This window comes from Bacillus sp. FSL R5-0593, assembly GCF_038603755.1.
GTDB classification, from domain to species: domain Bacteria; phylum Bacillota; class Bacilli; order Bacillales; family Bacillaceae; genus Bacillus; species Bacillus velezensis.
In genome coordinates this window covers 2,207,053-2,220,209 of sequence record NZ_CP152011.1, presented here as the reverse complement: position 1 = coordinate 2,220,209, position 13,157 = coordinate 2,207,053, and the positions used below count along the sequence as shown (strand labels likewise).

Annotated in this window: 5 protein-coding genes and 1 tRNA gene; 5 read left to right on the top strand and 1 reads right to left on the bottom strand. The window is 48.5% G+C overall.

Annotated features, from left to right (window positions below; all coding sequences use genetic code 11):
- Nucleotides 1-42: 42 nt before the first annotated feature.
- A tRNA-Arg gene (locus tag NYE36_RS10795) sits at nt 43-115 on the top strand.
- A 145-nt stretch (nt 116-260) separates the two neighbouring features.
- Here NYE36_RS10795 and NYE36_RS10790 read toward each other — a convergent pair.
- Complete coding sequence (locus NYE36_RS10790) at nt 261-803, bottom strand: IseA DL-endopeptidase inhibitor family protein (protein WP_043021793.1); 543 nt, start codon at nt 801-803, stop codon at nt 261-263.
- A 228-nt stretch (nt 804-1,031) separates the two neighbouring features.
- Here NYE36_RS10790 and NYE36_RS10785 point away from each other — a divergent pair, with 228 nt between their 5' ends.
- The 4 genes from NYE36_RS10785 to NYE36_RS10770 all read left to right on the top strand — a co-directional run bounded on the left by NYE36_RS10785 (nt 1,032) and on the right by NYE36_RS10770 (nt 13,136).
- Complete coding sequence (locus NYE36_RS10785) at nt 1,032-2,420, top strand: MATE family efflux transporter (RefSeq protein ID WP_038463999.1); 1,389 nt, start codon at nt 1,032-1,034, stop codon at nt 2,418-2,420.
- Between the two features lie 115 nt (nt 2,421-2,535).
- Nucleotides 2,536-3,504 (top strand): aldose 1-epimerase, encoded by a 969-nt coding sequence (locus tag NYE36_RS10780; RefSeq protein ID WP_094032327.1) that lies wholly within the window; start codon nt 2,536-2,538, stop codon nt 3,502-3,504.
- A gap of 18 nt (nt 3,505-3,522) precedes the next feature.
- The gene (gene dacB, locus NYE36_RS10775; RefSeq protein ID WP_061890654.1) at nt 3,523-4,998 is read left to right on the top strand and encodes a D-alanyl-D-alanine carboxypeptidase/D-alanyl-D-alanine-endopeptidase; all 1,476 of its coding nucleotides are present in this window, start codon (nt 3,523-3,525) and stop codon (nt 4,996-4,998) included.
- 479 nt (nt 4,999-5,477) lie between these two features.
- Nucleotides 5,478-13,136, top strand: a complete 7,659-nt coding sequence (locus NYE36_RS10770) for a non-ribosomal peptide synthetase (protein ID WP_241457486.1) — start codon at nt 5,478-5,480, stop codon at nt 13,134-13,136.
- The last annotated feature ends 21 nt before the right edge of the window (nt 13,137-13,157 follow it).

The following is a 13,157-nucleotide window of genomic DNA, read 5'->3' as shown; positions in this document are numbered from 1 at the left end:
ACTTGAAAAAAACGGCCGCCAGCGTTACTATAATAGAAGCAGGCTCTAGTAGCACAGCGGATAGTGCAGCAGTTTCCTAAACTGCAGGTCGGGAGTTCGAATCTCTCCTAGAGCGTTTTTTGTATGAGATAGGCGCAGCTTAATAATGTCGGTAAAACAAAAACCCCCTTGTTATACAAGGGGGTTTTGAGTTGAATATTTTGTGAAAACCTGGTGGAAATGATGTGAAAAAAGCCCGCTGTAAGCAAGCGGGCTTTTTCTTATATGACAGCATCAAATTGATTGACTTTCCAAACGTTGTTTTCTTTTACGAATGTTACATCGCGTTTTGCTGACGGAGAACCGTCAAGAGTCGGTACAGTGAAGCGGTATGTTTGGACGTTTCCTTTTTTAGAAAGAAGGGTCATTTTTGCTTTTTTCCAATTCAGGAGGTTATCTCCGTCGCCGACCGGAACAGCCAATTTGCCGTCTTTTACAGTGAAGTGGTAATCTTTGAGCCCTTTGTCAATCGCTTGCTTTGTAAAAGCGGGTGTCAGATATTTTACGGCTTTCGCTTTTGTTCCGAGGTCTTTGCACATAAATACATATTGCAGATTTTGATATTCAAACGGTTCAGATGTGCAATTTGCGTTTGATTTAAGCGCACCGCCGCTCATTGTATTCCAGAAATGTTCTCTCGCTGACAGGGCCAGCTGAAGTGCTTGTTTTTGTGTAAGGTCATTAGGTGCATTTTTTGCAGTCGCCGCAGTGCCCAATGACAGAATCAATGTAATAGTAGTGAGGAATAATAGCCATTTTTTCATGATATAATCTCTCCTTCAATCAATCTCTTTCTCTTATGTTACAAATGTTACAATAATTACGGTAAGATTACAATACCTTTTCAGAAATATTTTCCGGACTTTTTATTTTTATGGTTTATTTCCATGTAAGACGTGAGAAAAAGATAAAGAGTTTCATTGAACAAAAGGTTTTTACAAGCTGTCTGCTGAATAATAAAATGGAAGAAAATCAAAAAAGGAGTCCTACATATGGAAGTACAAGATCATTTAGAAACAGCGGAAGGCCGCGGCCAGTCAGTCTGGCGATCGATGTCACTGTTTTTAGTGCCGCTGCTTTTAAGCAATGTATTGCAATCTGTCGGCCAATTGGTCGGAATGGTATTTGTCGGAAGGTGGCTCGGAGTCGATGCGCTTGCCGCTGTATCGTCTTTTTTTCCGCTGTTTTTTCTGCTGATCTCCTTTACGATCGGAATCGGTTCGGGAAGTTCCATTCTGATCGGGCAGGCTTACGGCGCGAAAAACGAAGAGAGGATGAAGGCGATTGTCGGCACTACACTGACTTTTACCTTTATGCTCGGTGTTGTCCTGGCAATTGTCGGCAGTGTGTTTACGCTTGATATTCTGCGGCTGATGGGAACGCCGGAAAACGTAATAGATGTCAGTGTCCGATATGCGCGCATTTTGTTTTGCGCAATGCCGCTGATGTTTTTATATTTTGCGTATACGACATTTTTACGCGGAACGGGAGATTCAAAGACTCCGTTTTATACGTTAATCGTCAGTACAGTCATAAACATCGGGCTCTTGCCCTTATTGATTCTCGGGCTTTTCGGACTTCCGAAGTTCGGCATTTACGGTTCGGCGTATGCAACCGTGATTTCAAACATCGTGACATTTATCGTACTCATGGTTTATTTGCGGAAAAGGAAACATCCATTGGCATTTGACCGGACTGCGCTCCGTTCTCTTAAAATGGACAAAAAGCTGCTCGCGCTTTTACTCCGTCTCGGTATTCCGTCGAGCATCAATATGATTCTCGTGTCACTTTCTGAAATTGCGGTCATTTCATTTGTCAATCATTACGGATCAAACGCGACGGCTGCTTACGGGGTCGTCAACCAAGTGGCGAGTTATGTGCAGATGCCGGCGGTAAGCCTCGGCATCGCCGTTTCCATTTTTGCCGCCCAATCCATTGGCGCCAATCAATTCGGCCGGCTGAAACAGGTCATCAAAGTCGGCATCGGCCTGAATTATTTGATCGGCGGGGTTTTGATTGTGCTGATTTATACCTTCTCCCGGCAGATACTTGCTTTGTTTTTAACAGATCAGGACACGCTCCACATTGCCCGCAATCTGATTATGATTACCCTTTGGAGTTATTTGATTTTCGGTCACGCTCAGATCGTTTCAGCAACGATGCGGGCGAGCGGTACGGTGTTATGGCCGACGATTATCAGCATTTTTGCGATTTGGGGAATTGAAGTGCCTGTGGCCTTTATTCTTTCTCATTATACGAATCTCGGCATTCTCGGCATTTGGGTCGGTTATCCGGCGGCTTTTGTCGTCAGCCTGCTGCTGCAATACGGATATTACCGGTTTGTATGGAAGAAAAAACAGATTACCCGGCTGATTCAATAAGGTTTTACCGCACATCGCTCAGTTCATACGGGCGATGTTTTTTTTAGAGAAGGAAAATGAGTTTAGAAAATGGAATTCCTATACATGCTAGAAAACAAGGAAAGGGCAGGTGCTTATGACGATTGAACATACGACTTATTTAGGGGTTTCAGCCATAAAAGCGGAGACTGATAAGGCTGAATGCATCATTGTGCCGGAATGGGGATCAAATGTCATATCGCTTCGGGATAAAAGAACCGGTATGCGGCTTCTGAGAGAACCGGAAACTGCGGAGCAATTCCGCGCAAAACCGATGCTGTACGGCATTCCCGTTTTATTCCCGCCGAACCGGATTACGGACGGGACGTTTCGTTTTGACGGCCGCGCGTATCAATTTGAGATAAACGAAGAGGATAAACATAATCATATTCACGGCTTTCTTCACAATCAGCATTGGAAAGCGGCGGCAGCGAAAGCAGAGGGGGATGGAATGACAGTCGAAACAGAAATTGATCTTTCAAAGATTCCCCGTGTTCATAAACAATTTCCGCACGATGTCGTTGTCCGGATGACCTATACATTAAAAGACAATGTGTTTACGCAGCGGGCGCTGATTATGAATAAGGGAACGGAGGCTTTTCCTTGGGGGCTCGGCTATCATTCAACTTTTGTTTTCAATGAAGAGCGATCCCGTCTATTTTTGACGGCTGACCGCATGTGGGAATTAAATGAACGTTTCGTGCCGACGGGCCGTTTATTGGATGTGCCTGATAAAGAAGCGTTCCGTCAGGGGATGTCTTTGAAAAATAAACAGTTTGACGATGTTTTTCTTTCTTCCGGACGGAATGGCGGCAATAACGAAGCTGTTATTTATCATCCGGATGAGCAATTATCCGTTTTGTATCAAGCAGACACGTCTTTCAAGCATTGGGTGGTATATAACGGTGACGGAAAGCAAGGGTTTGTCAGTCTTGAGCCTTATACTTCCGTTACAGATGCATTTAATCTGAATCAGCCTGCATCACTGACAGGTCTTCAGATTCTGAAACCGGGCGAAGAAGCGGCTGCGTCATCCAGGATCACCATTTTGCATGACGAAGAATAGGAAAGAGGCGGGATAACATTGAAAACATATGTGAAACGCTTGAGCGCGGTGATTCTGCTTTTGATCATTGCCGCAGTTCCTTATATTGATGAGGCGGCTAAGGCGGCTGAACAAAAAAATACTTTGCAAAAAGAGCTGGAACACATTCTGGATGAAGAACCTGCTTTAAAGGGGGCTTCAGCGGGCGTCAGTGTCCGGTCAGCAAAAACAGGGGAGGTGCTGTTCGGCAGCCGGGAAGATATGCGGCTGAGGCCTGCATCACTGATGAAGCTGCTGACGGCATCTGCGGCGCTTTCCGTTCTCGGAGAAGATTACACCTTTAAGACAGAAGTACGGGCAGACGGCGCCGTAAAAGGAAAACAGCTGCGCGGAAACCTTTATCTCAGGGGAAAAGGTGATCCGACCCTATTGGCTTCTGATTTTGAGAAGATGGCTAAACAGGTCAAAGCCAGAGGCATCCATGTCATTAAAGGAGATCTGGTCGGGGATGATTCGTGGTATGACGATACCAGATATTCAGTTGATCTTCCGTGGAGCGATGAAGGTCAATATTATGGCGCGCAAGTATCAGCTCTTACCGCTTCCCCAAATGAGGATTATGATACCGGAACGGTGATTGCGGAAATCAGCCCGGCGAAACAGCCCGGTAAAAAGCCGCGCATTTCGATTTCTCCCCATACGGACATCGTTCGTGTGAAAAATGAAGTGAAAACCGTCGCTTCTGATGAAAAGAAAGATTTGACGGTTGAACGGGAGCACGGCGGCAATGTGATTACGATAAAGGGAACCATACCTGCCGGCTCGGCACAGGCAAGAGAATGGGCGGCAGTGTGGGATCCGTCGTCCTATGCTTTAGATTTATGGAAACAAGCGCTTACTAAACAGGGTATAACTGTAAAAGGGAAAATCAGAACAGGGCGAATGCCGCACCGCACCCAGCTCGTCACATCACGGACATCCATGCCTCTTTCAGAATTATTGATCCCGTTTATGAAACTGAGCAACAACGGGCACGCCGAAATTCTGATCAAGGAAATGGGAAAAGTGAAAAAAGGGGAGGGCAGCTGGGAAAAGGGCTTGGACGTGATGAAATCGGAGCTCAAATCGTTCGGGCTGAATCCGGATGAATTGATTGCAAGAGACGGATCCGGCGTTTCTCATATTAACGGCGTATCCGCCGGCCAAATCGGAGAGCTTTTGTATGCGGTTCAGAAAGAAAAGTGGTACCCGGCTTTCCTTCGTTCGCTCCCTGTCGCCGGTGCAAGCGACAGAATGACGGGAGGAACCCTTCGGAACCGGCTGAAGAATACTCCGGCAGAAGGCAAAATTAAAGCGAAAACCGGGTCACTAACATCAGTCAGTTCGATTGCCGGCTATGCAGACACAAAAACAGGAGATACGCTTATTTTTTCCGTGCTTCAAAACGGGCTGCTTGACGAAGATGACGGAAAAGACATTGAAGACAAAATCGCAGTCGTGCTGGCAAATCAATAAGAAGGGCCGAATCCTTAGAGGATTCGGCTTTTTTTGATGTCTGTAAAACATTATATTGCGATTATGAATCAATCTTTTCAAAAAGTAATATCGGCAATACCCTTCCTTTTTTTTACATATCGCTTTCTTACATGTTCACCGATTATTCATTTTTTAACATAAAACTTCTTTTCGGGAGGAAAACCTTTTTAAAAGCGCAATTAATTATACATTTTATTCCTTATTATAGTGTTTAAGAACCAGTTTATAGTATGCATACATACCGTTTTACATGGTATAAAGATTATAGAAATGAAGAAGTGAAGTGAGGAATATATACTATATTCTAAAAAATGTTAGAGAAAATTTAATTTTTTATTGTGATTTCTAAAATATGTTTTAAAATAATGCTTATATGGATGATTAAGTCATATGCTGTCGAAATTTAATTGTAATTATTTCACTTTCTTATCCTCTTAAATTGAAGCGGAGGGATTCCATTGGAGAACACTGTTTATTCTTTAACTCACGCACAAAGAAGAGTGTGGTTTACGGAGCTGCTCGAACCGGGCACAAGTATCTGCAATCTCGCGGCATGCGTCAAATTCAGGGGGGACATCGATTTTGACGTACTGCGCCATGCTTTAGATTTTTCTATCTCGCAAAATGATTCGCTCAGGTTTCAACTGACAGAAGGGGACGGATCAGAACCCCAGCTGTATCTGGCGGGGCATCGGCCGATTTCTCTAGAGACTGTTGATTTTACTCATACTGATCAGGCAGAGCGGGACGCATGGATTGACACGCAGACCCGTGTTCCGTTCAAGCTGTTTCATACACCTCTGTATCAATTTACTCTGCTTGTCATGTCAGACGAAGAAGTTTGGCTTTATTCAAAATTTCACCATATTATCATGGACGGCATCTCGCTCAACCTGCTCGGCAACCAGCTCATTGATATCTACCAAAAGATCATGCGGAGCGAGGATTTAGCTGAACACCACAGACCTTCCTATCTCAGCTACATGGAAAAAGAACAGCAATACTTACAGTCTTCCCGTTTTCAAAAAGACCGTTCATTTTGGACTGAAACATACCGAACCGTTCCGGAACACCTTTCACTGGCGGAACGAACCTCTCATCTTAGACAAAGCACTGCGGCTTCCAGAGATACAATCACTCTTTCTCACTCCTTAGAACAATCAATCCGGCTTTTTTGCAAAGAAAATAATATCAGCATCATCTCTCTGTTTATGGCTTCGTTATACATATGCATCAGCCGTCTGACGGCTAAAAAGGATATTGCCATCGGCACTTATTACGGAAACCGGGGCTCCAGGCTCGAAAAGGATATGCTCGGCATGTTCGTCAGCACACTGCCGATCAGAATGACGGCAGATCCTGATGCGGAGTTCCTGTCCTTTGTCCGCAGCGTAGGAAAAGAGCAGCTGTCTGTTATGCGGCACCAGAAATATCCTTACAATCTTTTTGTGAATGAATTAAGGCAGACTCATCATGACCTGCAAAATATCATCGGTATTTCGATGCAGTATCAGCCGCTTGAGTGGCGTAAGGCAGACGGTTTCGATTATGAAACGGCCATGTTTTTCAGCGGACATACCGCAAACGAGCTCTCCATTTTAATTAAGGAGCGGACAGATACGGGATTGATTGAGCTGAATTTTGATTACCAATCCGCTTTATTTACTGAAAAATCGATTAAACGTATTCAAACTCATTTGCTGACGATCGTTGAAAATGCCGTTAGAAATCCTAACCGGCTGATTCGGCATATTGATATGGCGGATGAAAATGAAAAGAAACGGGTGTTATCTGCGTTTAACCGTACAGAAGCGGTTGAACCGCCGGCTTCGACGCTTCACGGGCTGTTTGCCCGCCGCGCCGCGCTTTCGCCGCATCGTCCGGCGCTCCGTTTTCCGGGCGGTATGCTGACGTACGCCGAGCTTGATCAGTACACGGACAGGCTCGCCGCTCGGCTCCGACAAAAAGGCGTCCGCAAAGAAAGCATGATCGGCGTGCTCGCTGAACGCTCGCCGGAGATGGTGGTTTCAGTGCTTGCCGTGTTAAAAGCGGGCGGCGCCTACGTGCCGCTTGACCCGGAGTATCCTGAGGACAGGCTGCGCTATATGCTCGATGACTGCGGCGCTTGTCTCCTGCTTGCACAGCCGGGATTATCCGTTTCCGGTTTTTCCGGCGAGACGCTAGAAGTGTCTCTTTCTGCTCTGACAGGCGAGACGGAGACAGGGGCTGTCTCTGAAGAAGCGGATAGCGATTCGCTCGCTTATATCATTTATACGTCCGGTTCGACGGGAACACCGAAGGGAGTGGCTGTTGAACACCGTCAGGCCGCCGCCTTTTTATCAGGGATGCAAGGGCAGTTCCCGTTGACGGAAGAGGATATTATCGTGCTGAAATCATCCTTTTCTTTCGATGCTTCCATCTGGCAATTGTTTTGGTGGACGATGTCAGGCGCCTCCGTGTATCTGCTTCCGGCCGGCTGGGAGAAAGATCCTGTGCGGATGATTGAAGCGTTTGTCTCAGAAAAGGTGACGACCGCGCATTTTATTCCGGCGATGGTCAACAGCTTTTTAGACGCGCTGGAAACAGAGCCTGCGGAAACAAGAACACGCCTCGGCAGAACCTTGACACGCGTGTTTGCCGGAGGCGAAGCTCTTTCACCGCTTACGGCTGCCCGGTTTGCCGATCTTCTGCCGGAGACCGTGCTCATTCACGGCTACGGGCCGACGGAAGCGACGGTGGATGCGGCGTTTTACGTCTGTGACCGAAAACGGGACAGCGGACGGACGCGGCTTCCGATTGGTAAACCCGTTCCTGGTGCCCGTCTGTATGTATTAGATAGCGGAGGAACCATCCAGCCTGCGGGCGTGGCAGGAGAGCTGTACATCGCGGGGACAGGGGTGGCCCGGGGCTATCTGAACCGGCCCGAGCTGACGGAGGAGCGCTTTCTCAATGATCCGTTTTACCCGGGAGAACGCATGTATCAGACGGGCGATATCGCACGCTGGACAGAAGACGGCCTAGTCGAATGGCTCGGACGTTCAGACGGACAGGTGAAAGTCCGCGGCTACCGGATTGAACCGGGAGAGATCGAAGCGACGATCCGGCGCATCGACGGCATTCGTGAGGCGGCCGTCACCGCCCGGACCGAACACGGCGAAACCGCGCTTTACGCCTATATCGAAGGACGGGAAAGCGATGACGTGCGGGCGGAGCTTGCGACACGCCTTCCGGCTTACATGATGCCGGCTCAGTTTATAGAGATGAGCGAATGGCCGGTCACGCCGAGCGGAAAACTTGACCGCCGCGCGCTGCCGGCTCCCGGCGGAGCGGCAGACAGACAAGCGTACACCGCCCCGCGGAACGTCACGGAAATGAAGCTTTGCGCCCTTTGGGAAGAGGTGCTGAAAAACGGCCCCGTCGGCATCCGGGATCACTTTTTTGAGCGGGGCGGCCATTCGTTAAAAGCGACGGCTCTCGTCTCCCGCATCGCCAAAGAGTTCGGTGTTCAGGTGCCGTTACAGGACATCTTCGCCCAGCCGACGGTGGAAGAGCTCGCTTCGGTTATTCAGGACTTGGAAGAAAGCCCGTATGAAGCGATTCAGCCTGCGCAAACACAGGACACCTACCCGGTGTCTTCGGCGCAGAAACGGATGTATGTGCTCCAGCAGCTTGAAGACGGCGGTGTCGGCTACAATATGCCGGCTGTGCTGGAACTGACGGGCCCGCTTGACCGCGGCCGGCTGGAGGAGACGTTCCGGCAGCTTGTTGAGCGGCATGAGTCGCTCAGAACGTCCTTTGAAACGGGGCCTGACGGCGAACCGGTGCAGCGCATCCATGACAGCGTGCCGTTTCAGTTGGATGAGGCCGAGTCGGCTGACGCATTCGTCCGGCCGTTTTGTCTGGAGGAAGCGCCGCTCTTCCGTGCGGCCCTCGTGAAAGAATCGGACGAACGTTATCTTTTATTAACGGATATGCATCATATTATTTCTGACGGTGTGTCCGTCAACACCTTGATTAAAGAATTCGGCGAGCTGTACGCAGGCCGTTCGCTTGCGCCGATGCGCCTTCAATATAAAGACTATGCCGTCTGGCAGCGGTCGTTTCAGGAGAAAGAAGGGTACCAGAAGCAGGAAGCGTATTGGCTGAAGCGGCTTGAAGGAGAGCTTCCGGTGCTTGAGCTTCCGGCTGACAAGCCCCGTCCGGCTGTCAGAAGCTTTGCGGGCGGCAGCGTATCGTGCACGCTTGACGCTGAAACGGCATCCGGCCTTCACCGCATCGCCCGGGATCACGGCTCCACTTTGTATATGGTGCTTCTCGCCGCGTACAATACGTTACTCGCGAGATTGAGCGGGCAGGAAGACATCATCGTCGGCTCGCCGATTGCCGGGCGCCCGCACAAAGACCTTGAACCGATTCTCGGCATGTTCGTCAACACGCTGGCCATCAGAACGGAGCCGAAAGGAGACAAACGGTTTACCGATTACTTGGCGGAAGTCCGCCAGGCCGCGCTTGAGGCATATGAGCATCAGGACTACCCGTTTGAAGAGCTTGTGGAACGGCTCGGCGTGCAGCGGGACATGAGCCGCAATCCGCTGTTTGATGCGATGTTTATTCTTCAGAATATGGAGCGAGAAGAGATAAATCTGGCCGGTCTGAAGGTGTCACGATCAGAACATACCGAACATGATGTATCAAGTTTTGACCTGACCTTATCAGCGGCTGAATCCGATGGAAACATCCGCTTTGAAATGGAATTCAGCACCGAGCTTTTTATGAAAGAAACGATTGAACGCTGGATGGGCCACTTACTGAATCTCTTGCGCCATGTTGCCGCCGAACCGGAAGTCACACTATCGAAAGCTGACATTTTGGATGAAGAAGAAAAACAAAAGTTACTGATTGAGTTTAATAACACACAAACCGAATTCATGGAAAAACACAAACTGTTTCACCAGCTGTTTGAAGAGAAAGCAGAAGAAACGCCTCATCAGACCGCTGTTATTGAAGGAGTACAACAGATCAGCTATTCGCAGCTTAATGAGCGGGCAAATCGGCTTGCGCGAACATTACACAAAAATGGATTCGGTCCGGGAAAAAGAGCAGCTATATTGGCAAACCGTTCGATTGAAGCGATCGTCAGTGTTCTTGCTGTCATGAAATCGGGAGGGGCGTATATACCGGTTGACTCCCATTATCCCGAGGAACGGATTCGCTATTTATTAAAAGACAGCGCGGCATCCGTCTTGATGGTGCAGTCAGAATACAAAGAACTTGCTTCACAGCTGACGGATCACAATTTACTTCTCGTTCAGCTTGATCATGAAGATCAATACGATATTTGTGCAAAGAATATTCAGCCGTCAGCGTCACCGGATGATACTGCATATATCATATATACTTCGGGAACAACGGGAACGCCGAAGGGAGTCGAAGTCAGAAATCGCAGCTTTACGCATGCAGCACTTGCATGGCGCAGGATTTATGAGCTTGATCTTATACCGGTCAGAGTGCTGCAGATGGCGAGTTTCTCATTTGATGTATTTTCAGGAGATCTTGCACGCGCCCTGCTAAACGGGGGAACGCTTGTCATTTGTCCGGATGACGTCCGGCTTGAGCCACAACAGCTTTATCGGCTCATTGATCAGCACCGTATCACGTTTATGGAGTCGACACCCGCGCTGATTGTTCCGTTTATGGAATATATATATCGCCGGAAGCTCGCGCTGCAAAGTGTAAAAATACTGGTACTGGGTTCAGATATGATCAAGTCGCAAGATTTTTATACGCTTCATGAACGCTTCGGAAAAGAAATGCGGATCATTAACAGCTACGGTGTAACAGAAGCGACAATAGATTCTTCGTATTATGAAGCCGAAATGAGCGAAAAGCCGCGGGAAGATGATGTGCCGATCGGTGTTCCGCTTCCGAATGTACAAATGTACGTCTTAAACAAAGACAAACAGGTCCAGCCGATCGGCGTTTTCGGAGAGCTGTATATCGGAGGGGCCGGCGTCGCCAAAGGATATTGGGGACAGCCTGAGCTGACAGAGGGCGCATTCAGTGACCCGTTACAAACGGGAGAAACGCTTTACAGAACCGGAGATCAGGCTTGCTGGCTGCCGGATGGAACTCTTCGTTTTCAAGGGCGGATCGATAAGCAGGTAAAAATCAGAGGCTACAGAATTGAGACGGGAGAAATAGAAAGTGTGCTTTTGAAACACGATCAAGTCAAAGAAGCGGCTGTTACCGTGATGAAAGATGCTGAAGGACAAGCCCGATTAGCGGCATACATCGTTCCTAAAGAGGCCGATATCTCATCACTTCGCCAGTCTCTTATGCAGGAGCTTCCGGCTTATATGATGCCGTCTCATATTATCGGTTTAGACAGCATGCCCCTGACACTGAACGGCAAACTTGATAAATCGGCATTGCCGGCAGAAGAGATACATTCATCACAGGCATTTGTCGCGCCCGGCGATGAAAAACAGGCGATGTTATGCCGGATTTGGGAAGATGTGCTTCATATTCAGAAAGCGGGAATTCATCACTCTTTCTTTGAGCTTGGGGGAGATTCCATTAAGGCGCTTCAAGTGTCAGCCCGACTCGCCGGAGAAGGCTGGAACATGTCGATCCGCGATTTGTTTCAGTTCCCGACGATTGCAGAACTCGCGAAGCACCTCACGCCGGCTGTTGCAACGGCTGATCAGGGGCCGATAGAAGGAAGCGCTCCGCTGACACCGATCCAGCAGAGATTTTTTGAGGAGCCGGGTGCGTTTGAGCTTCATTATAACCAAGCGGTCATGCTGTGCAGTGAAGACAGCCTCGAAATAGATGCGCTGTATCAGGCGGTTTGCGCGCTGACCGAACATCATGATGCGCTGCGAATGACTTTCACTGAAAATGAGCATGGGGAAACGGTTCAATATAATCGCGGAATCACAAAGCAGTATGAAGAAATCTTTACGCTTAACGTCATAGATATTTCAGAAGAAACGCAGCCCGAAAAACGGATAGCCGCTGAGGAAAAAGAAATACAGCAGGCTATGCGTCTTGATCAAGGGCCTCTGCTTCATCTCGGAGTGTTCCGGCAGAAGGAAGCCGACCATCTTCTTATAACGATTCATCATCTTATCGTGGACGGCGTGTCATGGAGGATATTGCTTGAAGATCTGCAGACAGCTTATCAGCAGGCATTGGACGGCAAACAAATCGAACTGCCGCCGAAAAGCGATTCTTATATAAAGTATGCCGAAGAGCTTTTTGACATTTCCAAAAGCAAAGCATTGCTGGAGGAAGCCGCATACTGGGACGGCGTGATGTCTAGTGAAACAGCGCCGCTGCCGAAAATAACTGATGAAAACGCCGGACGATTGCAGGAAAACGCGCGCACGGCATCGTGGATATTAAGCAGCGAAGTCACGAAACAGCTGCTGTTGGAAACACAGCAGGCATACGGAACGGATGTTCATGAATTGCTTTTAACGGCGCTTGGAATGGCGCTTCATGAGTGGACGGGTTCTGAACAGATCCTTATCAGCACTGAGGGGCACGGGCGCCAGGGGCATATGCCTGACATTGATATGTCAAGAACGGCAGGATGGTTTACATCTGTTTACCCGGTGCTTTTGGATATGAGAGTGCCGGGAGGCTCAGGCGAAAAAACCGCTCACCGCATAAAGACGGTAAAAGACATGATGAGACGGGTTCCTCATCACGGAACCGGCTACGGGCTGCTGAGATATTCGCGAAACATTCTTTATAAAGACCCAGAAATAAGCTTTAACTATCTCGGTGCGTTTGACGGTCTTGAGGGAGCGCTGAAGATGTCACCGTTCAAGCCGCAGCATGATATAGCGGCCGGGCGCATCCGCGAGTTTGATTTGGATATTAACGCGATGGTGGCGGCCGGGCAACTGGAGGTAAAAGCCGTTTATACCGATGTATTTGCACCGGGGGCAATCGAGTTCTTCATGAATCGTTTCCATACTCACATCGAGGACATCATCGCCCACTGTTCCGGCAAGAAAGAACGGGAAAAAACATTAACGGATTACAGCCATACAGAATTGACCGCTCAAGCACTATCAAGCATTGAAGATCTCGTAAAAGGACTTTAATTTCATAAAAAGGTGTGTGGC

Excerpts from the sequence above, each read along its gene's own strand:
- NYE36_RS10790 (WP_043021793.1), bottom strand. The coding sequence starts at position 803 with ATGAAAAAATGGCTATTATTCCTCACTACTATTACATTGATTCTGTCA.
- NYE36_RS10785 (WP_038463999.1), top strand. The coding sequence starts at position 1,032 with ATGGAAGTACAAGATCATTTAGAAACAGCGGAAGGCCGCGGCCAGTCA.
- NYE36_RS10780 (WP_094032327.1), top strand. The coding sequence starts at position 2,536 with ATGACGATTGAACATACGACTTATTTAGGGGTTTCAGCCATAAAAGCG.